Below are 19,805 nucleotides of genomic sequence, written 5' to 3'. Positions count from 1 at the left end.
AGGGCCACACGATGAACGAACTAAAGAAACAATATCAAGAAGAAGTTGTTCCATCTTTGATGAACAAATTTGAATATGATTCCATCATGCAAACACCAAAAGTTGAGAAAATCGTTGTCAACATGGGTGTAGGTGACGCTGTTCAAAACGCGAAAGCACTTGATACAGCTGTAGAAGAACTAACATTGATCACTGGTCAGAAACCAGTCATCACTAAAGCGAAGAAATCAATTGCAGGATTCCGCCTACGTGAAGGTATGCCAATCGGTGCGAAGGTTACACTTCGTGGAGAGCGCATGTACGAATTCCTCCAAAAGCTGATTGCTGTATCTCTTCCGCGTGTGCGTGACTTCCGTGGTATTTCTAAGAAAGCTTTCGACGGTCGTGGAAACTACACACTTGGTGTTAAAGAGCAATTGATTTTCCCAGAAATCGATTACGATAAAGTAAACAAAGTGCGTGGTATGGATATCGTTATTGTCACTACAGCTGACTCTGACGAAGAAGCACGTGAACTTCTAGCTCAGTTCGGTATGCCGTTCCAAAAATAATGAGCTAACTATAAGGAGGGAAAATAGTGGCTAAAAAATCAATGGTCGCGAAGCAACAGCGTAAACAGAAGTACCAAGTGCGCGAATACACGCGTTGTGAACGCTGCGGACGTCCGCACTCCGTACTTCGTAAGTTTAAGCTTTGCCGTATTTGTTTCCGTGAACTTGCATATAAAGGTCAAATCCCTGGTGTCAAAAAAGCCAGCTGGTAAACCCGAAACAGGGAAGGAGGTTAATGAGTTATGACAATGACAGATCCAATTGCAGATATGCTGACACGTATTCGTAACGCTAACATGGTGCGTCACGAGAAGCTTGAGCTTCCAGCTTCCAACGTTAAAAAAGAAATCGCTGATATCCTTAAGCGTGAAGGTTTTGTACGTGACTACGAGTTTGTTGAAGACAACAAGCAAGGAGTTCTTCGCATCTTCCTTAAGTACGGCCAAAACAATGAGCGTGTAATTACTGGTGTGAAGCGTATCAGTAAGCCAGGTCTACGTGTTTACGCTAACGCTGAAGAACTTCCGAAAGTTCTTAACGGTCTAGGTGTAGCCGTTGTATCCACTTCAAAAGGTGTATTAACAGATAAAGAAGCTCGTGAACAAGCCATCGGTGGCGAAGTTCTAGCTTACATCTGGTAAAAAAACAGATCAGACAGGAGGTGCAAACATATGTCTCGCGTAGGTTTAAAATCACTTGAAATTCCTGAAGGTGTAGAAATCATCCAGGATAACAACACGATTACAGTTAAAGGTCCTAAAGGGGAATTGACTCGTACATTCCACAAGGACATCACAGTTAAAGTTGAGGACAACGTTCTTACTGTAGCTCGTCCGAGCGACCACAAAGAACACCGTGCTCTTCATGGTACTACACGCAGCCTGATCGGTAACATGGTTGAAGGTGTTTCTAAAGGCTATGAGAAGAGTCTTGAAATCATCGGTGTAGGATACCGTGCGCAGAAACAGGGTCAAAATGTTGTAATCAATGCTGGTTACTCTCACCCTGTTGAAGTCGATAACCACGAAGGTATCGAAATCGAGGTTCCATCCAACACGAAAGTAACAGTTAAAGGAATCGACAAAGAACTTGTTGGTGCTGTAGCTGCGAAGATCCGTGCGATCCGTCCTCCAGAGCCTTATAAAGGTAAAGGAATTCGCTACGAAGGCGAATATGTACGCAGAAAAGAAGGTAAAACAGCTAAGTAAGTTTCGTAGCTAACGTATAGAAAGGAGTGACCCTGATGATCACGAAGGCAGATAAAAATGTCGTACGTAAAAAGCGTCATGCACGCGTTCGTAAGAATGTCTTTGGCACCGCTGAACGCCCACGCTTGAACGTATATCGCTCTAACAAACACATTTATGCTCAGCTAATCAACGATGAAAGCCAAGTAACAGTAGCCAGTGCGTCTACTGTCGACAATGACTTCAACCTTGATGCTACAGGCAATGTCGAGGCTGCTCAAAAAGTCGGTGAATTAGTGGCTAAGCGTGCGATCGACAACGGTTTTAAAGTTGTTGTATTCGACCGTGGAGGTTACTTGTATCATGGACGTGTGAAAGCACTAGCTGAAGCCGCTCGCGAAGCCGGCCTAGAATTTTAATAGTTAAAGGAGGGACATAAATGATTACAAACATCGACCCTAACAAACTTGATCTTGAAGAACGCGTAGTTACCATCAACCGTGTAGCTAAGGTAGTTAAAGGTGGACGTCGTTTCCGTTTTGCTGCTTTGGTTGTAGTAGGAGATAAAAATGGTCATGTCGGATTCGGTACAGGGAAAGCCCAAGAGGTGCCGGAAGCGATCAAAAAAGCCATTGATGATGCTAAGAAAAATCTAATCACAGTACCAGTGAAGAACACGACAATTCCACACGAAATCAATGGACGTTTTGGTGCAGGTAACATTCTTATGAAACCAGCAGCAGAAGGTACCGGAGTCATTGCTGGTGGACCTGTCCGTGCGGTACTTGAGCTTGCAGGTGTTCAAGACATCCTATCTAAGTCACTTGGTTCTAACACGCCAATCAACATGGTACGTGCTACAATCACTGGACTTAGCGAGCTTAAGCGTGCAGAAGACGTCGCTAAACTTCGTGGTAAATCAGTAGAAGAACTGTAGGATAAGGAGGGAAATAAAATGGCTAAACAGTTAGAAATTACCCTCACGCGCAGTGTTATTGGTAGACCGCAAGATCAGCGCTCTACTGTCAAGGCGCTAGGTCTGAACAAGATCCGTCAAACTGTCGTACTTGAAGATAACCCAGCGATCCGAGGTATGGCTAATAAGGTGTCTCACCTAGTTTCGGTTAAAGAAGTTTAATTCTACAAAAGATATAAGGAGGTGCAACGCATGAAACTGCATGAACTAAAACCTGCTAAAGGTACTCGTAAAGAACGTAACCGCGTAGGTCGTGGTATGGCATCTGGTAACGGTAAAACTTCCGGCCGTGGTCACAAAGGTCAAGGCCAGCGTTCAGGAAGCAAAACTCGCCCAGGTTTCGAGGGTGGTCAAATGCCACTTTTCCAACGCCTGCCTAAGCGTGGTTTCACTAACGTTCACCGTAAGGAATTTGCGATTATCAACCTTGATGCACTGAATCGCTTCGAAGAAGGCACAGAGGTTACTCCTGAGCTATTGCTTGAGTCTGGTGTGGTAAGCAACCAAAAAGCCGGAATCAAAGTGCTAGCTAAAGGTTCAATCGAAAAGAAACTTACAGTGAAAGCTCACAAGTTCTCTGCTTCCGCGAAAGAAGCAATTGAAGCAGCGGGCGGTCAAACTGAGGTGATTTAATGTTCCGGACAATCTCCAATTTTATGCGCGTGGGTGATATTCGACGGAAGATTATTTTCACTATGTTGATGCTCATTGTTTTTCGCCTGGGAACATTCATCCCGGTTCCTTTTACAAATAGAGAAGCCATCAATTTCATGGATGAACAGAATGCGTTCGGTTTCCTGAACACATTCGGAGGCGGGGCATTACAAAACTTCTCCATCTTTGCTATGGGGATCATGCCCTACATTACTGCCTCCATCATCATGCAATTGTTGCAGATGGACGTTGTTCCTAAGTTTGCGGAATGGAAGAAGCAAGGTGAAGTCGGCCGTCGAAAATTAGCTCAGTTTACCCGCTATGGAACGATCGTGCTCGCTTTCATTCAAGCCATCGGCATGTCTATAGGTTTTAATGCGCTGGCTGGTGGTCAATTGATCGCTGATCCAGGGGTTACAAAATTCTTAATCATTGCTCTTGTCTTGACAGGCGGTACAGCGTTTCTAATGTGGCTTGGTGAGCAAATCACTGAACACGGCGTTGGAAATGGTATATCCATTCTAATCTTTGCAGGAATTGTTGCTGCAATCCCGAACGGTGTGAACCAGTTGTATGATCAATACATCTCCGGTGCCGGAGAAGAGTTGTTCATTAACTTGGTTATCATCGCTCTGATTGTACTTGTTATTATTGCGGTTGTTGTGGGAGTCATCTTCATCCAACAAGCCCTTCGTAAAATTCCTATTCAATATGCAAAACGTTTGGTTAACCGTTCGCCAGTAGGTGGGCATTCCACTCACTTACCACTAAAAGTGAATGCTGCAGGAGTCATCCCGGTCATCTTTGCGATATCTTTCATTATCGCACCAAGAACCGTAGCTGGTCTCTTTGAGAACAGTGAAGTCGCCTCCGTCATTCAATATATATTTGATTATCAAAACTGGCCTGGAATGATTATCTATGTAGCGTTGATCATTGCCTTCACTTATTTCTATACATTTGTTCAAGTCAATCCGGAACAAATGGCTGAAAACTTGAAGAAGCAAGGCGGGTATATCCCGGGGATTCGTCCTGGAGCAAATACGGAAACGTACTTGACTCGTGTGATGTACCGTTTGACGTTCGTAGGATCCATCTTCCTAGCAGCTGTCTCTATCCTACCGATCATCTTGGGCTCTGCTGCGCAGTTGCCGCCAAGTATTCAAATCGGAGGAACCGGTCTTCTAATCGTTGTAGGGGTTGCCCTTCAGATTATGAAGCAGCTGGAAAGTCAGCTTGTTAAACGCCACTATCAAGGATTCATTAAATAATTAGTGTGAAAGCTAATGAATAAATGAGAGCGAGGGGAACACGTTGAATTTAATTCTGATGGGTCTCCCTGGTGCCGGTAAAGGTACTCAGGCTGAGAAGATAGTCGAAAAATATGACATCCCTCATATCTCAACTGGAGATATGTTCCGATTAGCTATCAAAGAAGGAACAGCACTGGGCAAAGAAGCCAAATCCTATATGGACAAAGGCGAATTGGTTCCCGATGAAGTGACCATCGGAATCGTTCGTGAGCGTCTAAGTAAACCCGATTGTCAAAAAGGATTCCTGTTAGACGGTTTCCCAAGAACAATCGCCCAAGCAGAAGCCCTTGAGAACCTCTTGACTGATATGGAAGAGTCTTTGGACTATGTTCTTCATATCGATGTTCCTAAGGAGCAACTCATCGAGCGTCTTACTGGACGACGCATCTGCCCGACGTGCGGTGCTACCTATCACGTGGTCTTCAACCCGCCGAAAGAAGACGGCAAATGTGATCACGATGGCTCTGAGTTGATTCAGCGCGAAGACGATCAGCCTGACACCGTAAGAAAGCGCCTGGAGGTCAATGTTGAGCAATCACAACCTCTACTTGATTTCTACCAAGAAAAAGGGTACTTGGTATCATTCGAAGGTGACAAAGATATCAACGAAGTATTCCAAGACATCGATCAAAAGCTGGGAGAACTAGCTGAATGATTATTTGTAAGACTTCACGGGAATTAGATATTATGCGAGAAGCAGGGCGGATCGTCGCCTTGACGCACCAAAAGCTGGAACAAAAGATCCAACCAGGTATAACAACCGGGGAATTGGATAAGATTGCAGATGAATTCATACGCAGTATGGATGCAATCCCATCTTTTAAAGGTTATAATGGATTCCGTGGAAGTATCTGTGCATCTGTCAACGAAGAACTCGTTCATGGCATCCCTGGAGACAGGGTGTTGAACGAAGGTGATATCATCAGCATCGATATTGGTGCCAAATATAAAGGTTATCACGGAGACTCGGCCTGGACGTATCCGGTCGGAACCGTCGATGATGAAACCATGGAATTGTTGAGAGTTACTGAGCAATCATTGTTTAAAGGACTTGATGAAGCAAAACCAGGTGTACGCCTTTCAAATATATCTCATGCCATCCAGAGCTTCGTTGAGCCTGAAGGTTTTTCAATCGTAAGAGAGTATGTGGGACACGGCGTAGGGCAGGAGCTTCATGAGGATCCTCAAATTCCTCATTACGGCCCGCCAAACAAAGGACCACGTCTTAAGCCTGGAATGGTATTGGCTGTAGAACCAATGGTGAACGCAGGCTCTCGCTATGTGAAGACGCTCGGCGACCATTGGACGGTAGTCACTCAAGATGGTAAAAAGTGCGCTCACTTTGAGCACACGATTGCAATTACGGATGAAGGATACGAAATCCTTACAAAATCCTAAATGAAGGTGATCGTTTTTGAACGAATCTGAGTCGAGTCCGCGAATAGGTCAAATTGTTCGTATTGTGCAGGGGCGTGAGGCAGGACAGTACGCGGTAGTAATCGATGTACTGGATGGCCGCTTTGTGCTGCTTGCCGACGGAGAGAAACGTAAGTATGATCGACCAAAGAAAAAGAATTTGCAACATGTTGAGCTTATGGATTTCATCTCTCCGGAAGTCCAGGACAGCCTTCTGGAAACTGGTCGTGTCACAAATGGCAAGCTTCGATTTGCCGTATCAAAATATGTCAATGAAGCAGTGACTGATTTGAAGAAGGGAGATCAACTCGATGGCGAAAGACGATGTAATTGAAGTAGAAGGGACCGTCGTTGAAACCTTACCGAACGCACAGTTCAAGGTTGAACTCGAGAACGGTCACTCCGTTTTAGCTCACGTTTCCGGTAAAATTCGCATGCACTTCATTCGAATCTTACCAGGAGACAAGGTAACGGTAGAACTTTCCCCTTATGACTTAACTAAAGGACGTATTACGTACCGTTATAAATAAAACTCCGATCTTAAAGGAGGTATGGATGATGAAGGTAAGGCCTTCTGTAAAACCAATTTGCGAAAAATGCAAAGTCATCAAACGTAAAGGTAAAGTCATGGTTATCTGTGAAAACCCTAAGCATAAACAAAAACAAGGCTAAAACTGAAGGAGGTGCACGTAACTTATGGCACGTATTGCAGGTGTAGATATTCCTCGTGACAAGCGAGTAGTCGTATCCCTAACTTACGTTTACGGTATCGGTAAATCCCTTGCCAAAGACGTACTAGCTGAAGCTGGCGTTTCTGAAGATACTCGCGTTCGCGATCTTACAGAAGACGAACTAGGTAAAATCCGTAAAGCAGTGGAACAACACAACACGGAAGGTGACCTTCGTCGTGAGAACTCTCTTAACATCAAGCGTTTGATCGAGATCGGTTCTTATCGCGGTATCCGTCACCGTCGTGGACTTCCACTTCGCGGACAGAAGACAAAAAACAACTCTCGTACACGTAAAGGCCCACGTCGTACCGTGGCTAACAAACGTAAATAATAAGCAACACAAAGGAGGTAAGCTAACTATATGGCACGTAAAGGAAACACTCGTAGTCGTAAGCGTCGCGTGAAAAAGAATATAGAGTCCGGTGTGGCACACATCCGCTCTACTTTCAACAACACAATCGTAACGATCACTGATGTTCAAGGTAACGTTATCTCATGGAGCAGTGCCGGATCCCTTGGTTTCAAAGGTTCCCGTAAATCTACTCCATTCGCTGCTCAAATGGCTTCTGAAGCTGCAGCGAAAGACGCTATGGACAACGGTATGAAAACTCTTGAAGTAACAGTTAAAGGCCCTGGTGCTGGTCGTGAAGCAGCAATCCGTTCTCTACAAGCAGCAGGTCTTGAAATTACGGCAATCCGTGACGTAACTCCAGTACCACACAATGGTTGCCGCCCACCAAAACGTCGTCGCGTATAATAGTTCTGAATAGAATTTGTCACCCTGTCTATAATGGTTTATGATAGCTTTTATATCATCACCGTCTTAGACAGAGAAAATATGCAGTTGTCTTTTTATCGGGACTGCCTACCTGAGGAATTTCGGTTAGACCTATTGTCTAACCGGGGTTTCGACGTTTTGAAGGAGGGTTTAGTGTAAATGATCGAAATTGAAAAGCCAAAGATTGAAACGGTCGAGATCAGCGATGAGTCTACTTTTGGTAAGTTCGTCGTAGAACCGCTTGAGCGTGGGTATGGTACAACTCTAGGGAACTCCTTGCGTCGTATCCTATTATCCTCACTTCCCGGCTCTGCTGTCACATCAGTTCAAATTGACGGGGTCCTTCATGAGTTCTCAACCATTGAAGGTGTCGTCGAAGACGTAACCACAGTCATTCTTAACCTGAAGAAACTAGCTTTGAAGGTTTATTCCGACGAAGAGAAGACTTTGGAGATTGATGTACAGGGTGAAGGAAAAGTTACAGCGGCTGACATTACGCACGACAGTGATGTAGAAGTCCTTAATCCGGACCTCCACATCGCAACATTAGATAGCAACTCCAGCTTCCGTGCACGTATTACAGCAGAACGCGGCCGAGGATATCGTCCGGCTGAAGGAAACAACCATGAGGATCAACCAATTGGCGTTATTCCAGTTGACTCTATTTTTACGCCGGTATCCCGTGTAACGTATCAAGTAGAGAACACTAGAATCGGTCAAACATCTAACTTTGATAAGTTGACGTTGGATGTATGGACGGATGGCAGCATTCGTCCGGAAGAAGCGATCTCTCTTGGGGCTAAAATCTATATGGAACACCTCAATATCTTTGTAGGCCTTACAGATGAAGCTCAAAAAGCTGAAATCATGGTTGAAAAAGAAGAGGACCAAAAAGAAAAAGTTCTAGAAATGACGATCGAAGAACTTGATCTATCTGTCCGTTCTTACAACTGCTTGAAGCGCGCTGGTATTAATACAGTGCAGGAACTTGCGAATAAGTCTGAAGAAGACATGATGAAGGTACGTAACCTTGGTCGCAAGTCACTTGAAGAAGTGAAGCACAAGTTGGACGAACTTGGATTAGGTCTAAGAAAAGACGATTGATTGATAGAACACATCTAAGAGATTCAGATAAGGGAGGGATTATCAATGGCTAGAAAACTAGGACGTACAACAGATCAGCGTATGGCGCTACTTCGTAACTTAGCGACAGACTTGATCATTCACGAACGTTTGGAAACAACAGAAGCTAAAGCGAAAGAGCTTAAATCTGTTGTAGAAAAAATGATTACACTAGGGAAACGCGGCGATCTACATGCCCGTCGTCAAGCTGAATCATTCCTTTACAATGCGCAAGCGGACGAAGAAGGAGAGCAAACAGCTTTGCAAAAGCTATTCTCTGACATCGGCCCACGTTATGAAGACCGTCAAGGTGGTTACACTCGCGTGCTTAAGCTAGGCGAGCGTAAAGGTGATGGAGCGAAAATGGCGATCATTGAACTAGTTTAATGAATACCATGAGGGTTAAAGGGCAGGACTGAATCTCATCGCGAGGTTACATCCAGCCCTTTTTTTATATCCAAATCGAAGGAAATGCCGTTGGGATGGCGTCGATTTTTAAATGACCCATCCTCCGGTTGATAGGAAATGATGTCATATTTCCTGGGAAATAGTCAGTTGAGCAGAGGAGGAACACAGATGGGAGAGAGACAAGTCGAGTTTCGTCATGTGTCTTTTAAATACCAGGAAGACATGCCCTGGGTGTTAAAGGACGTGAGCTTCACCATAGGTCCGGATGAGTGGGTAGCCATCATCGGTCATAATGGATCAGGCAAATCGACAATTGCTAAATTAATGAATGGACTTTTGTTTCCTCAGGAAGGGGAAATCATCGTCAATGGAATGAAAGTGACACATGAGACAGTGTGGGATGTCAGAAAACAGGTGGGGATGGTTTTTCAAAACCCGGATAACCAATTTGTAGGGACCACGGTCAGAGATGACGTTGCGTTCGGTATGGAAAACCACGGCATGCCTCGGGAACTTATGGTTGAGCGCATTAAAGAAAGCCTGGACTCTGTCCGTATGGAAGCATACGAGAGCCATGAACCCCATCGGTTATCAGGAGGACAAAAACAGCGGGTTGCTATCGCCAGCGTTCTTGCTGTGTCACCGGAATTCATTATTCTTGATGAAGCAACCGCCATGCTTGATCCAAAAGGAAGAAAAGAAATCATGCAGACCGTAAGCGATGTGCAGCAGGAAAGAGATCTGTCATTAGTGACCATCACCCATGATCTTCAAGAAGTGACAATGGCTTCAAGAGTGATCGTCATGAATGGTGGAGAGGTTTGGATGGAAGGAACACCCAGAGACGTATTCTCAAGAAAAGAACAGTTGACTGAAATTGGCTTGGATACTCCGTTTGTAAGTAAAATGGCTGACCACCTTAAAGAAGAAGGTTTAAGCCTATCTCGTGAGCCACTCAATCACCAGGAGTTGTTGGAGGACTTATGCACATCTCGTTTGACCACGTAAGCTATACCTATCAACCGAACAGCCCATTCGAACACAAAGCACTGAATGATTTGTCGTTTTCGATCGAATCGGGATCATTTGTAGCTGTCATCGGCCACACAGGTTCAGGAAAGTCGACATTGATCCAGCACTTAAACGGACTGCTGCAACCAACCGAAGGGAAAATACAGCTGGGTGATTATACTATTGAAGCTGGAGTTAAAAACAAGAACTTGAGAGACCTGCGTGAAAAAGTCGGGGTTGTTTTCCAATATCCTGAGCATCAATTGTTCGAGGAAACAGTCGCCAAAGACATTGCCTTCGGTCCACAAAATTTCGGTGTTCCCCAAGAAGAAATTGAGCGACGTACGAAAGCTGCGGTTAAGGCAACAAAGCTCCCTGAAGATTTGCTCGACCGTTCACCATTCGACTTGAGCGGCGGGCAGATGCGCCGTGTAGCTATATCAGGTGTGCTGGCGATGGATCCCGAGGTCCTTGTCTTGGATGAACCGACCGCAGGACTAGATCCCAGCGGGCAGAGAGAAGTAATGGACATGTTTCATGACCTTCATCATGAAAAGGGGCTGACGACCATCTTAGTCACTCACAGTATGGAAGATGCTCTTGCCTATGCGGATTATATTTTAATTATGAACCAAGGGGAACTTTATAAGGAAGGGACACCATTGGAGATCTTTCGCCAGAAGGAAGACCTTGAAAATGTACAGTTGGATGTTCCCGAAGTTATTGCTTTCCTGAGTAAAGCGGAGAAAGAGTATGGGATTGAACTTGAATATAAAGGACAGACCATAGCTGAGTTAGCAAAAGAATTAGCCCGCAAAGTGAGAGGGGACAGCGATCATGAGTAGTTCTTTGATTATCGGCCAATATATACCGTCAGATTCCGTGATCCACCGCCTTGACCCTCGTTCAAAAATCGCTATCATTTTCTTTTATGTTGTGATCGTATTTTTTGCTAACTCTGTTATGAGCTACGGGGTACTTGCACTCTTTGCTGTTGGAAGTGCGTTGCTTTCCCGGGTGCCATTCCGTTACATTATGAAAGGTTTGAAACCGGTATGGTTCCTTATTGTGTTTACGTTCCTTCTCCATTTGATTGTCACGAGGGAAGGGGACGTCGTGTTTTCCATATTGGGCTGGGATGTCTACAGAGAAGGTCTTGTCCAGGGGGGAGCCATTTCATTACGGTTCTTCCTCCTGATCCTTGTAACCTCGCTGCTTACATTGACAACAACGCCGATTGAAATTACAGATGCCATTGAGGAGTTGTTAGGTCCTTTGAAAAAAGTGAAGTTCCCTGTCCATGAACTGGCGTTGATGATGTCGATCTCTCTCCGCTTTATCCCAACTTTGATGCAGGAGACAGAGAAGATTTCCAAAGCCCAGGCCTCCCGAGGGGTAGATTTCCGCACAGGCGCGTTAAAGGACCGTGTGAAGGCGATAGTCCCTCTCTTAGTCCCGTTGTTCGTGAGCGCCTTCAAACGAGCTGAGGAGCTTGCTATGGCTATGGAAGCACGTGGTTATCGAGGAGGGGAAGGTCGTACGAAGCTCAGGGAACTGAGGATATCAAAGCTTGATATTTCTTTGTATGTTCTGTTCGCTCTATTAGTCATCGCCCTATTCATGACGAGAAGCTGACGGGGAGGAACTTTTTATGAAAAGAATTCGTATGGTCATTCGTTATGATGGGACGAATTATGCCGGCTATCAAGTTCAGCCTAATGGAAATACCATTCAGGCAGAACTTGAAAAAGCATTAAGGAAAATGCATAAAGGGGACCAGGTAAAAGTGGTCGCTTCTGGACGGACGGATGCACGGGTTCACGCCGTCGGTCAGGTGATTCACTTCGACACTCCTCTTCATATTCCAATCGCTAATTGGAAAAGAGCATTAGGCTCGCTTCTTCCGGACGATATTCAAGTCGTTTCTGCGGACCAGGTTTCTGAAGAATTTCATGCGAGATACAATGCGAAGGGAAAAGAGTACCGCTATTATGTGCATCAGGCTCATGGGCCTGATCTCTTCCGCCGTCATTATACGCATCATGTCCGCGCAGAACTCGATATCAAAAGGATGAGAGAAGCATGCAGACACCTTGAGGGAGAGCATGATTTCACCTCTTTTTGTTCACCGAAGACAGACCTCAAAGGGACCAAGGTTCGGACGATTTATAAAGCGGAGGTATCAAAAGAGGGAAATGACATTGTATTTGTCTTCCGGGGGTCAGGGTTCCTCTATAACATGGTCCGGATTCTTGTCGGAACTCTGTTAGAGGTTGGAAGGAACGAACGTGATCCCAAAGATGTAAAGCGGATCATCGAAGCGAAAAACCGTAACGAAGCAGGCAAGACGGCACCCCCGCAAGGCTTGTTTTTATGGGAAGTGTTTTATTAGTTGGGGTTGGACCCCGAAAATGAGGAACTCTTTTTAAAAAAACAACGAATCCAGGTGTGCATGCCCTTGACATATAGTTACAAGGTGTTATATTATATTCTATGGCATTTTATTTCTGTACCACGGTTAGCCCCGGAAAACTAATCGTATTCGAGATAAATGATAAAGTAGTAACGAAGTCTATGAGAAATCAAACATTTCAGGAGGGAAACCGATATGCGCACAACTTTCATGGCAAATGAAAACAACGTTGAACGTAAATGGTATGTTGTGGATGCTGCAGGGCAAACACTCGGCCGTTTAGCGAGCGAAGTTGCTGCGATCCTTCGCGGTAAAAATAAACCAACATACACACCACACGTTGACACAGGTGACCACGTCATCATCATCAATGCTGGTGAGATCCAACTTACAGGTAACAAAATCAACGATAAGATCTATTATCGTCACTCTAACCACGTAGGTGGTTTGAAATCCCGTACGGCTAACGAAATGCGTACGAAATACCCTGAGCAAATGCTAGAACTTGCTGTTAAAGGGATGCTTCCAAAAGGAAGTCTTGGACGTAAGATGGGCAAGAAACTTCATGTTTACGCTGGTGCGGACCACAAGCATGAAGCACAAAAACCAGAAGTTTACGAACTTCGCGGATAATCAAAGGAGGTAATCTTAGTGGCACAAGTACAATACTCAGGTACTGGTCGTCGTAAGAGCTCAACAGCTCGTGTACGTCTTGTTCCAGGAACTGGTCGTGTAGTAGTAAACAAACGTGATGCTGAAGACTTTTTCCCATATGAAACTCTTCGTATGATTCTGAAACAGCCTCTAGCTGTTACAGAAACTGAAGGTAACTATGATGTATATGTAAACGTAGATGGCGGTGGATTCACAGGACAAGCAGGTGCAATCCGTCACGGAATCGCTCGTGCATTGTTACAAGCGGATCCTGAATACCGTACACCATTGAAGCGCGCTGGTCTATTGACTCGTGACGCACGTATGAAAGAGCGTAAGAAATACGGTCTTAAAGGTGCACGTCGCGCTCCACAATTCTCCAAGCGTTAATCGATGCTTATACAAAAGACTCTCAACCGACTCGGTTGGGAGTCTTTTTTTGTGCGTTTAGCTCATGGTCATGACTTTGGTTGCTGACAGGTGGTGTCGGACACATGGTGCCAGACACTGAATCTCGCGGATAGGTGCCTGGCGCCAATGAAAGCAAAACCGGGGTCAGGCATGCTTAAAAGCATATGAATACCTGCAGAATTCCTATTCCGATATACTGAGGGAAAAGATATCCGTATGGAGGGGTTCACATGCTTTTTCATGAAAAAGAAAACACCCATGTCACACAGGTCACTTTGAGGGTCATGGATCTGAAGCAATCCATAAAGTTTTATACAAACATGATCGGGTTTCAAATATGGAATCAGTCCGATGGTGCTGTTTATTTAAGTGCAGGGGAAGAAAGGCCGCTTCTCGTCCTTGAAGAGGATAAGGATGTTAAACCACCAAACAGAAAAGCAACAGGGTTGTATCACTTTGCTCTTCTTCTGCCGGAAAAGGCAGACCTTGCCGATTTGGTCAAACACTTGACCAGGAATAACATCCAGGTAGCGTCGGCAGATCATCTCGTTAGTGAAGCGATCTACTTTTCGGATCCTGATGGTAATGGCATTGAAGTATATATCGATCGCCCCTCATCACTATGGGAATGGTTCGGGAGTGAGGTGAAGATGGCGGTTGACCCATTGGATATTGAGGAGTTGTTTCGCTTTGAAACCAACGCCGGGTGGATGGGGCTTCCGGATCGGACGGTGATGGGACATATACATCTCCATGTCTCCGATCTTGAAAAAGCGAAGCAATTTTATTGTGAAGGTTTAGGATTCGATTTAGTAAGCAGGCTCGGTGGTGAGGCCTTGTTTATATCATCGGCTAACTATCATCACCATATCGGCCTCAACACATGGAAGGGTGCCGATGCCCCGCCTGCAGGGGATCAGGAAGCAGGGTTGAAATGGTTTGATATTCATTTTCCTCAGGACCACTCTAGGAAAGAAGCGATGGATAGAATCCGGCGAATGGGGGCTGCTGTCGATGAACATGAAGGGGTGATTTACACCTTAGACCCTTCAAAGAATCGCATCAGGCTGCTTGTCTAAAATGAAAACAAGGTTTGAGAGCCTTTCCCCTTGCTGAAAAAAGCTACCTTATGCTTTCTCATATTTGTCCACCCTGTCCCATATAGTGAAAAAGGGAGGAGTATAAGGGAGTGTGAGGCATGCGAAAACCTAGGTTGAAGACATTTTTATGGTTAGCAGGGATCATTGTACTGGTGTGCGCTGTGTCCTATCCGATTCAGGAAGCGAAGGATGCGTGGACGGTATGGTCATCTCCTCTGTCCGGGAAAGTGATTGTACTGGATCCAGGGCATGGAGGACCTGATGCTGGTGCTTCTGGCAAAGATGGTACGGAAGAGAAAGTCATTACTTTGCAAATGGCTGAGTACCTTCGTGATTATTTGCAGCAAGGAGGAGCACTCGTGTATCTCACCCGTGATGATGACAATGACCTTGCATCCGACGAAGCAGAAAGAGCGCGGCGCAGGCAGGCGGAAGATGTCAGGAACAGAGTACAGTACATCGAAGAAAAGGAAGCGGATTTATACATCAGTTTACATCTGAATGCGATTCCATCTGAAAAATGGAGCGGGGCCCAGACCTTTTATTATCCAAAGAACGAGGAAAGTAAAACTTTGGCCAAGTTTATTCAATCTGAAATCAAAGAGAATATAGGGAACACGGATCGGGGAGCTTTTGGTTTGTCCAGTATCTATATTCTAAAGCACGCAAAAGCCCCGGGGGTTTTAGTGGAAGCTGGATTTTTATCAAACCCAGGGGAGCGGGAATTGTTAAAGGATAATGACTACCAAAGAAAAATGTCAGCGTCCATCTATCAAGGAGTGCTCCGCTATGTCACAGAAAGAGAGCTGCCTTCTGAAGACTGATTGAAGCAAATCACTTAGAAAGCGTTTCATATATGTTATACTAGCCATAGTGAAACATATTTCTAAGGATGGTGAACCGGCTTGTTGACAGAAGGAAAAGTACTAGAAATCCTCCATTCAATCGAAGACCCGTTTTTACATAAAACGTTGGAAGAAACCGGTGGAGTTGAAGAGATAAAAATTAAGGAAGAAAAAAATCACGTCAGCGTAAAGATCTTGATCGGAAAGACAAACACGGCTGAACAAATGGAATTGCAGCAGAAAATTGTCAATGCGCTGAAAAGTGGTGGAGCGGCAACGGTCGGCTTACGTTTCGATCAGCTTCCAGATGAAGTGATTCAAAGATTCCAACCAGAAGCGGAGCAGGATCAAGAAGCTTCTCTTCTAGGTGGAAATACAGGGACGAAATTCATCTCCATTGCGAGTGGTAAGGGTGGCGTAGGAAAATCTACGGTCACTGTTAACCTTGCTGTAGCCTTGACACGCCTTGGTAAGAAAGTTGGCATCATTGACGCGGATATTTACGGATTCAGTGTGCCGGATATGATGGGTGTAGAAGAACGGCCGGTCGTACGCGGGGAGAAGATTATTCCTGTCGAGCGATTCGGAGTCAAGCTTGTATCGATGGGCTTCTTTGTGGAAGATAACTCTCCAATCATCTGGCGTGGACCTATGCTCGGTAAAATGCTGACGAGCTTTTTCAAAGAAGTAGAATGGGGCGACCTCGATTATCTGCTTCTTGATCTGCCGCCAGGAACGGGGGATGTGGCATTGGATGTACACTCGATGCTTCCGTCTTCTAAAGAAATCATCGTCACGACTCCGCACCCGACGGCCGCTTTTGTAGCTGCACGGGCAGGGCAAATGGCTCTGAAAACGGAACATGAAATTCTTGGTGTCGTTGAAAATATGGCTTATTTTGAAAGTAAAGAGACAGGGAACAAAGAGTTCGTCTTCGGTAGAGGAGGCGGTGTGAAGCTCGCAGAAACTCTGCAGACTGGAGTACTTGGGCATGTGCCGCTTCAACAGCCGTACGAAGAAGAGGACGTTTTCGCGCCATCTGTCTACCAGGCAGATCATCCAATCGGTGTTATTTACCGTAATATGGCTGCAAAAGTAATCGATAAGTATTAATACTAAAACACGCACTTCTCAAAGAAGTGCGTGTTTTTTTGGCTTGTGGTCAGCCTTACTGACTTTTTTCGCCTTCACCACTGCTGCCACCGCCAGATTGTTCTTCGCTGCTACTTCCTCCACCTTCACCGGAAGAATCAGATTTCTCTCCGCCACCACTCTGCATTTTTTCCGCTGCTTTCAATAAGGTCTCACTCATTTTCGCTTGGAAAACAGGGCTGTTCAATGTTTCTTCAATTGTTTTTTGCAGGTGCGCACGGAATTGCTGCCCTTCCATGACGGTGACCATTTCCTTCATCATTTCAGGGTTTTTATAAAGCTCAATCATCAATTTTTGGTACTCGGCATCTTTCATTAATCCTTTCATCAGCTTTTTCTGCTGATCTTCAAGGACTTTGCTGAACTCTTGGACGAACTTCGGATCGGAGAACAATTTACTCCAAAAAGCTTTTCCTTCTTCAGATACCAGTGTCTTTTGGACTGCCTGCGATACAACTTCTGACTCAAGGGCCATCTGTTGCTGCATTTTCTCATCAGAAAGGACTTCAGTCATTGCTTTCTTCCCGTCGTCCGATTTCAGAATATCAACGATCATTTTTTTCGTTGTATCATAATCCGTCTGTTCACTTGCACTGGAAGCGCCGCTGCAAGCAGCCAGTAGTACAAGGAGCAGGACGGGACATAAGAATCGGAGTTTGGACATTTTGCATGTCCCCTTTCTTAAGTTCTCCTTACGTTTACTATCTGCGATTCGGGAGAATTTATACGAAGACCGGAGGAAAAAAGCTCGACTTCGTGGTAAAATACGGTGGAAAAGTCTTTTGTATATATAGGGGGAAATTCCGTGAATAGTCGTAAATGGGTCAGGTTGTTTTTAACGACCTTATGGATTGGCGGTTTGACGACGTTGATCATCAGTTTTGTTTTTAAATATGATTCATATGCTGAAGTGCTGAAGCCCTTCCAACTCTTTGAGCTCTTTGGCTTATTGTTATTTTTTGCAGGTCTTGGGTTTATATTCAGCATTATTAGTCAAATGGGGTTCTTCGCCTACCTGACAGTCAATCAGTTCGGGAAGGGAATTTTCCGTTCTTTGTGGGTCCCTGTCCAGCTCTTCTTAATCGCTTTTACACTATTTGATCTTGTGTACTTTAGATATCAAGCAGCAGAAGGCGCATCGATCTGGCCATTTTTATGGACAGCCTTAGGTCTGCTTGGTCTTTCCGTGGTCGTTGCTTACATAAAAGCAAAGGAAACGAAGTGGCACGCGTTTATTCCTGCACTATTCTTTATGGTCGTAGTCACGAGTGTAGAATGGGTCCCTGCTTTAAGGGCTCAGGGCAGTGATTATGTGTGGTTGATGATTATTCCTTTGTTTATCTGTAATGCCTATCAACTCATTTTACTTCACCGTATAACAAAACCATCTGAAAAAGCTGCTTAAAAAACAACCACCGCCTAAAAAAAGCGGTGGTTGTTTTTTAAGCATTATTCAACTTGTGTGGTTTCTGATTCTGTGCCACTAACCAGCTCTGTAATACTTACAAATTTCAGTCCTTTTTGTTTCAAACCGGGTAAGATCACCTCAAGTGCTTTCGCTGTCTGCTTCACTGAGTCAGAAGCGTGCATCAAAATGATATCTCCTTCAGAACCCTCATTCAGGACGGTATCTATGATGGTATTGGTTCCTGGATTCTCCCAGTCTCTAGGGTTGATACTCCATTGAACCGCTTGCAATCCCTCGTTTTCAATGACTTTTAAGACCTCTTTATCCATATGACCATGAGGAGGTCGGATCCATTTGATCTCTTCAAAACCTAATTTCCCGAATGCATCCTTTGCTTTGTTTAAGTCTTGTTGTACTTGTGCAGGCTTCTGTTCAAGGTAACTTTCGTATTTATAACCCATCATTCCAATTTCGTGTTTTCCCTCATGAATCGTCTTAATAATATCGGGGTGACGCTCCGCCCATTCTCCACTTACGAAAAAAGTTGCCTGGGCTTTATTTGCCTCTAGCTGCTTCAACACATCGTGGACCTTCTCAGTTCCCCAGCTTATATTAAATGTCAGTGCAACGTTCGGATTTTTATCACTTCCTTGTGTTAACGCACGGGGCGATCCTTCATTAGAAAACACGGGGAGTTGACTCCATTGTCCGATCCACAAGAAGAGGGCACAAAAAAATGCCAAAGCCACCACCACTCCATAGCGTTTCATCCGCTCAGCTTTCCATGTGTAGAAACTCATTGCACGGTTCACCTTCCTTCCAATATGTTCTATACATATGAAAAAAAGGACAACCTATGCTAAAAACACAAGATTTAGGGTAAAAATATAGAGAGTTGTTCAAGGGAGGTCCTTTAAGGTGCATGGTTTAATGATTAATGAACAGGAACGTCGTGAAATTGAATACTTACTAAAGAGAGAAATGGAAGAAATCACGTTTGACCTCGGAGACCACAGAATCGACCAAGGACTGAAAAAAGCGATGGAAGAAAGGTATGAAGTTCTTTTTCAAATCTTCCGCAGATTTGCAACCAGAGAAGAATGTCTACAGTATATGCCCAGGAAGAAGAAGCAAAATTAATGCTATAATCATTTCAGCTTATCAATAATGTTATAGGTCAAAAATAGAGCCCTGAATGTAGATCAGGGCTTTTCATATGCATGTTTGCTCATTGAACCAACTTTTTTTAATGAATTTCAAAAAAGGCATTGCTTTTCTTTTTTAGTCTGTGATATATTATTAAACGTTGTCGGAAAACAAAATAAAGCAGCGAAACAACAGAATTTATTTCGGAAAAAGTTGTTGACACTGCAAGGCAGACATGATAAATTATTACTTGTCGCCAAAACGACACAGAAAAAACATCACAAAAAAGTTGTTGACACAAACAACCGAAAGTGATAAACTAATAAAGTCGCTGACAAAGCGGCGGGCAAGACATTTGATCTTTGAAAACTGAACGAACCAACCAGTACGTCAAAACATTTCTTCTTTTATAGAAGAGATTTGAAACAAAGCACATTCGGTGTGCAAATGAGCAAGTCAAACTTAACTTTTATGGAGAGTTTGATCCTGGCTCAGGACGAACGCTGGCGGCGTGCCTAATACATGCAAG

31 protein-coding genes and 1 rRNA gene are annotated in these 19,805 nt (G+C 44.5%); 30 read left to right on the top strand and 2 right to left on the bottom strand.

From position 1 onward, the window contains the following. Positions 1 to 11: 11 nt before the first annotated feature. The 27 genes from rplE to K2225_RS19250 all read left to right on the top strand — a co-directional run bounded on the left by rplE (position 12) and on the right by K2225_RS19250 (position 16,683). Positions 12 to 551, top strand: a complete 540-nt coding sequence (gene rplE / locus K2225_RS19380; protein ID WP_220586238.1) for a 50S ribosomal protein L5 — start codon at positions 12 to 14, stop codon at positions 549 to 551. Positions 552 to 577: 26 nt separating this feature from the next. After that, a complete protein-coding gene (locus tag K2225_RS19375; protein ID WP_035511674.1) occupies positions 578 to 763 on the top strand; it encodes a type Z 30S ribosomal protein S14 in 186 nt (61 codons plus the stop codon). A gap of 30 nt (positions 764 to 793) precedes the next feature. Continuing rightward, positions 794 to 1,192 carry a 30S ribosomal protein S8 gene (gene rpsH / locus K2225_RS19370; RefSeq protein ID WP_089654429.1) on the top strand — a complete coding sequence of 133 codons (399 nt, stop codon included), beginning with the start codon at positions 794 to 796 and terminating at the stop codon, positions 1,190 to 1,192. Between the two features lie 30 nt (positions 1,193 to 1,222). Continuing rightward, a complete protein-coding gene (gene rplF, locus K2225_RS19365; protein ID WP_089654428.1) occupies positions 1,223 to 1,759 on the top strand; it encodes a 50S ribosomal protein L6 in 537 nt (178 codons plus the stop codon). 35 nt (positions 1,760 to 1,794) lie between these two features. After that, complete coding sequence (gene rplR, locus K2225_RS19360) at positions 1,795 to 2,157, top strand: 50S ribosomal protein L18 (protein WP_115895005.1); 363 nt, start codon at positions 1,795 to 1,797, stop codon at positions 2,155 to 2,157. Positions 2,158 to 2,180: 23 nt separating this feature from the next. Continuing rightward, complete coding sequence (rpsE, locus tag K2225_RS19355) at positions 2,181 to 2,675, top strand: 30S ribosomal protein S5 (RefSeq protein ID WP_326315280.1); 495 nt, start codon at positions 2,181 to 2,183, stop codon at positions 2,673 to 2,675. Positions 2,676 to 2,693: 18 nt separating this feature from the next. After that, on the top strand, positions 2,694 to 2,876 hold the full coding sequence (gene rpmD, locus K2225_RS19350) for a 50S ribosomal protein L30 (protein ID WP_089654426.1): 183 nt from the start codon (positions 2,694 to 2,696) through the stop codon (positions 2,874 to 2,876). Positions 2,877 to 2,906: 30 nt separating this feature from the next. Beyond that, complete coding sequence (rplO, locus tag K2225_RS19345) at positions 2,907 to 3,347, top strand: 50S ribosomal protein L15 (protein ID WP_089654425.1); 441 nt, start codon at positions 2,907 to 2,909, stop codon at positions 3,345 to 3,347. Next, on the top strand, positions 3,347 to 4,639 hold the full coding sequence (gene secY, locus K2225_RS19340; protein ID WP_220586237.1) for a preprotein translocase subunit SecY: 1,293 nt from the start codon (positions 3,347 to 3,349) through the stop codon (positions 4,637 to 4,639). The genes rplO and secY overlap by 1 nt, the downstream gene beginning before the upstream one ends. 43 nt (positions 4,640 to 4,682) lie before the next feature. Beyond that, on the top strand, positions 4,683 to 5,336 hold the full coding sequence (locus K2225_RS19335) for an adenylate kinase (protein WP_146818461.1): 654 nt from the start codon (positions 4,683 to 4,685) through the stop codon (positions 5,334 to 5,336). Beyond that, positions 5,333 to 6,079 (top strand): type I methionyl aminopeptidase, encoded by a 747-nt coding sequence (gene map / locus K2225_RS19330; protein ID WP_220586236.1) that lies wholly within the window; start codon positions 5,333 to 5,335, stop codon positions 6,077 to 6,079. The genes K2225_RS19335 and map overlap by 4 nt, the downstream gene beginning before the upstream one ends. Positions 6,080 to 6,095: 16 nt before the next feature. Continuing rightward, complete coding sequence (locus K2225_RS19325; RefSeq protein ID WP_035511657.1) at positions 6,096 to 6,431, top strand: KOW domain-containing RNA-binding protein; 336 nt, start codon at positions 6,096 to 6,098, stop codon at positions 6,429 to 6,431. Beyond that, positions 6,409 to 6,627 (top strand): translation initiation factor IF-1, encoded by a 219-nt coding sequence (infA, locus tag K2225_RS19320; RefSeq protein ID WP_008636026.1) that lies wholly within the window; start codon positions 6,409 to 6,411, stop codon positions 6,625 to 6,627. Before K2225_RS19325 ends, infA begins: the two co-directional genes overlap by 23 nt. 28 nt (positions 6,628 to 6,655) lie before the next feature. Beyond that, positions 6,656 to 6,769: a 50S ribosomal protein L36 gene (rpmJ, locus tag K2225_RS19315; RefSeq protein ID WP_002509257.1), complete on the top strand. Its 114-nt coding sequence runs from the start codon at positions 6,656 to 6,658 to the stop codon at positions 6,767 to 6,769. A 24-nt stretch (positions 6,770 to 6,793) separates the two neighbouring features. Beyond that, positions 6,794 to 7,159 (top strand): 30S ribosomal protein S13, encoded by a 366-nt coding sequence (rpsM, locus tag K2225_RS19310; protein ID WP_160916740.1) that lies wholly within the window; start codon positions 6,794 to 6,796, stop codon positions 7,157 to 7,159. A gap of 30 nt (positions 7,160 to 7,189) precedes the next feature. After that, positions 7,190 to 7,585 carry a 30S ribosomal protein S11 gene (gene rpsK / locus K2225_RS19305; protein ID WP_220586235.1) on the top strand — a complete coding sequence of 132 codons (396 nt, stop codon included), beginning with the start codon at positions 7,190 to 7,192 and terminating at the stop codon, positions 7,583 to 7,585. Positions 7,586 to 7,765: 180 nt separating this feature from the next. Next, complete coding sequence (locus K2225_RS19300) at positions 7,766 to 8,710, top strand: DNA-directed RNA polymerase subunit alpha (protein WP_089654419.1); 945 nt, start codon at positions 7,766 to 7,768, stop codon at positions 8,708 to 8,710. 45 nt (positions 8,711 to 8,755) lie between these two features. Continuing rightward, positions 8,756 to 9,115: a 50S ribosomal protein L17 gene (gene rplQ / locus K2225_RS19295; protein WP_146818453.1), complete on the top strand. Its 360-nt coding sequence runs from the start codon at positions 8,756 to 8,758 to the stop codon at positions 9,113 to 9,115. 189 nt (positions 9,116 to 9,304) lie between these two features. Beyond that, positions 9,305 to 10,144: an energy-coupling factor ABC transporter ATP-binding protein gene (locus K2225_RS19290; protein WP_220586234.1), complete on the top strand. Its 840-nt coding sequence runs from the start codon at positions 9,305 to 9,307 to the stop codon at positions 10,142 to 10,144. After that, positions 10,120 to 10,992, top strand: a complete 873-nt coding sequence (locus K2225_RS19285) for an energy-coupling factor ABC transporter ATP-binding protein (RefSeq protein ID WP_220586233.1) — start codon at positions 10,120 to 10,122, stop codon at positions 10,990 to 10,992. Before K2225_RS19290 ends, K2225_RS19285 begins: the two co-directional genes overlap by 25 nt. Further along, a complete protein-coding gene (locus K2225_RS19280; protein WP_220586232.1) occupies positions 10,985 to 11,782 on the top strand; it encodes an energy-coupling factor transporter transmembrane component T family protein in 798 nt (265 codons plus the stop codon). Before K2225_RS19285 ends, K2225_RS19280 begins: the two co-directional genes overlap by 8 nt. 16 nt (positions 11,783 to 11,798) lie before the next feature. Beyond that, positions 11,799 to 12,539, top strand: coding sequence for a tRNA pseudouridine(38-40) synthase TruA (truA, locus tag K2225_RS19275; protein WP_220586231.1), 741 nt, complete (start codon positions 11,799 to 11,801; stop codon positions 12,537 to 12,539). Between the two features lie 216 nt (positions 12,540 to 12,755). After that, a complete protein-coding gene (gene rplM / locus K2225_RS19270; RefSeq protein ID WP_146818442.1) occupies positions 12,756 to 13,193 on the top strand; it encodes a 50S ribosomal protein L13 in 438 nt (145 codons plus the stop codon). A gap of 18 nt (positions 13,194 to 13,211) precedes the next feature. After that, positions 13,212 to 13,604, top strand: coding sequence for a 30S ribosomal protein S9 (rpsI, locus tag K2225_RS19265; RefSeq protein WP_075038155.1), 393 nt, complete (start codon positions 13,212 to 13,214; stop codon positions 13,602 to 13,604). Positions 13,605 to 13,855: 251 nt separating this feature from the next. Then, positions 13,856 to 14,704, top strand: a complete 849-nt coding sequence (locus K2225_RS19260) for a VOC family protein (protein WP_220586230.1) — start codon at positions 13,856 to 13,858, stop codon at positions 14,702 to 14,704. 119 nt (positions 14,705 to 14,823) lie between these two features. Further along, positions 14,824 to 15,549: an N-acetylmuramoyl-L-alanine amidase CwlD gene (cwlD, locus tag K2225_RS19255; RefSeq protein WP_220586229.1), complete on the top strand. Its 726-nt coding sequence runs from the start codon at positions 14,824 to 14,826 to the stop codon at positions 15,547 to 15,549. Positions 15,550 to 15,630: 81 nt separating this feature from the next. Further along, positions 15,631 to 16,683 (top strand): Mrp/NBP35 family ATP-binding protein, encoded by a 1,053-nt coding sequence (locus tag K2225_RS19250; protein WP_220586228.1) that lies wholly within the window; start codon positions 15,631 to 15,633, stop codon positions 16,681 to 16,683. Positions 16,684 to 16,738: 55 nt separating this feature from the next. On the opposite strand, the gene gerD is transcribed toward K2225_RS19250, so the two are convergent. Continuing rightward, the gene (gerD, locus tag K2225_RS19245) at positions 16,739 to 17,386 is read right to left on the bottom strand and encodes a spore germination lipoprotein GerD (RefSeq protein ID WP_146818434.1); all 648 of its coding nucleotides are present in this window, start codon (positions 17,384 to 17,386) and stop codon (positions 16,739 to 16,741) included. A gap of 141 nt (positions 17,387 to 17,527) precedes the next feature. Here gerD and K2225_RS19240 point away from each other — a divergent pair, with 141 nt between their 5' ends. Continuing rightward, positions 17,528 to 18,127 carry a KinB-signaling pathway activation protein gene (locus K2225_RS19240; RefSeq protein ID WP_220586227.1) on the top strand — a complete coding sequence of 200 codons (600 nt, stop codon included), beginning with the start codon at positions 17,528 to 17,530 and terminating at the stop codon, positions 18,125 to 18,127. Between the two features lie 44 nt (positions 18,128 to 18,171). On the opposite strand, the gene pdaB is transcribed toward K2225_RS19240, so the two are convergent. After that, positions 18,172 to 18,930 (bottom strand): polysaccharide deacetylase family sporulation protein PdaB, encoded by a 759-nt coding sequence (pdaB, locus tag K2225_RS19235; RefSeq protein WP_220586226.1) that lies wholly within the window; start codon positions 18,928 to 18,930, stop codon positions 18,172 to 18,174. A gap of 118 nt (positions 18,931 to 19,048) precedes the next feature. On the opposite strand from pdaB, the gene K2225_RS19230 reads away from it, so the two are divergent. Next, positions 19,049 to 19,270: a hypothetical protein gene (locus K2225_RS19230; protein ID WP_160917533.1), complete on the top strand. Its 222-nt coding sequence runs from the start codon at positions 19,049 to 19,051 to the stop codon at positions 19,268 to 19,270. 474 nt (positions 19,271 to 19,744) lie between these two features. After that, positions 19,745 to 19,805 (top strand): 16S ribosomal RNA (locus tag K2225_RS19225); the annotation flags it as partial.

The organism is Halobacillus sp. Nhm2S1 (genome assembly GCF_019599545.1).
Taxonomy (GTDB): Bacteria; Bacillota; Bacilli; order Bacillales; family Halobacillaceae; genus Halobacillus.
Note: the sequence above shows the minus strand (reverse complement) of the source record. Positions and strands in the feature narration are given on the sequence as shown.

Bases quoted from the DNA above. Each gene is read 5' to 3' on its own strand.
- rplE (WP_220586238.1), top strand. From the start codon at position 12: ATGAACGAACTAAAGAAACAATATCAAGAAGAAGTTGTTCCATCTTTG.
- rpsH (WP_089654429.1), top strand. From the start codon at position 794: ATGACAATGACAGATCCAATTGCAGATATGCTGACACGTATTCGTAAC.
- rplF (WP_089654428.1), top strand. From the start codon at position 1,223: ATGTCTCGCGTAGGTTTAAAATCACTTGAAATTCCTGAAGGTGTAGAA.
- rplR (WP_115895005.1), top strand. From the start codon at position 1,795: ATGATCACGAAGGCAGATAAAAATGTCGTACGTAAAAAGCGTCATGCA.
- rpmD (WP_089654426.1), top strand. From the start codon at position 2,694: ATGGCTAAACAGTTAGAAATTACCCTCACGCGCAGTGTTATTGGTAGA.
- rplO (WP_089654425.1), top strand. From the start codon at position 2,907: ATGAAACTGCATGAACTAAAACCTGCTAAAGGTACTCGTAAAGAACGT.
- secY (WP_220586237.1), top strand. From the start codon at position 3,347: ATGTTCCGGACAATCTCCAATTTTATGCGCGTGGGTGATATTCGACGG.
- map (WP_220586236.1), top strand. From the start codon at position 5,333: ATGATTATTTGTAAGACTTCACGGGAATTAGATATTATGCGAGAAGCA.
- infA (WP_008636026.1), top strand. From the start codon at position 6,409: ATGGCGAAAGACGATGTAATTGAAGTAGAAGGGACCGTCGTTGAAACC.
- rpmJ (WP_002509257.1), top strand. From the start codon at position 6,656: ATGAAGGTAAGGCCTTCTGTAAAACCAATTTGCGAAAAATGCAAAGTC.
- rpsM (WP_160916740.1), top strand. From the start codon at position 6,794: ATGGCACGTATTGCAGGTGTAGATATTCCTCGTGACAAGCGAGTAGTC.
- rpsK (WP_220586235.1), top strand. From the start codon at position 7,190: ATGGCACGTAAAGGAAACACTCGTAGTCGTAAGCGTCGCGTGAAAAAG.
- K2225_RS19300 (WP_089654419.1), top strand. From the start codon at position 7,766: ATGATCGAAATTGAAAAGCCAAAGATTGAAACGGTCGAGATCAGCGAT.
- rplQ (WP_146818453.1), top strand. From the start codon at position 8,756: ATGGCTAGAAAACTAGGACGTACAACAGATCAGCGTATGGCGCTACTT.
- K2225_RS19290 (WP_220586234.1), top strand. From the start codon at position 9,305: ATGGGAGAGAGACAAGTCGAGTTTCGTCATGTGTCTTTTAAATACCAG.
- K2225_RS19285 (WP_220586233.1), top strand. From the start codon at position 10,120: ATGCACATCTCGTTTGACCACGTAAGCTATACCTATCAACCGAACAGC.
- K2225_RS19280 (WP_220586232.1), top strand. From the start codon at position 10,985: ATGAGTAGTTCTTTGATTATCGGCCAATATATACCGTCAGATTCCGTG.
- truA (WP_220586231.1), top strand. From the start codon at position 11,799: ATGAAAAGAATTCGTATGGTCATTCGTTATGATGGGACGAATTATGCC.
- rplM (WP_146818442.1), top strand. From the start codon at position 12,756: ATGCGCACAACTTTCATGGCAAATGAAAACAACGTTGAACGTAAATGG.
- K2225_RS19260 (WP_220586230.1), top strand. From the start codon at position 13,856: ATGCTTTTTCATGAAAAAGAAAACACCCATGTCACACAGGTCACTTTG.
- cwlD (WP_220586229.1), top strand. From the start codon at position 14,824: ATGCGAAAACCTAGGTTGAAGACATTTTTATGGTTAGCAGGGATCATT.
- gerD (WP_146818434.1), bottom strand. From the start codon at position 17,386: ATGTCCAAACTCCGATTCTTATGTCCCGTCCTGCTCCTTGTACTACTG.
- pdaB (WP_220586226.1), bottom strand. From the start codon at position 18,930: ATGAGTTTCTACACATGGAAAGCTGAGCGGATGAAACGCTATGGAGTG.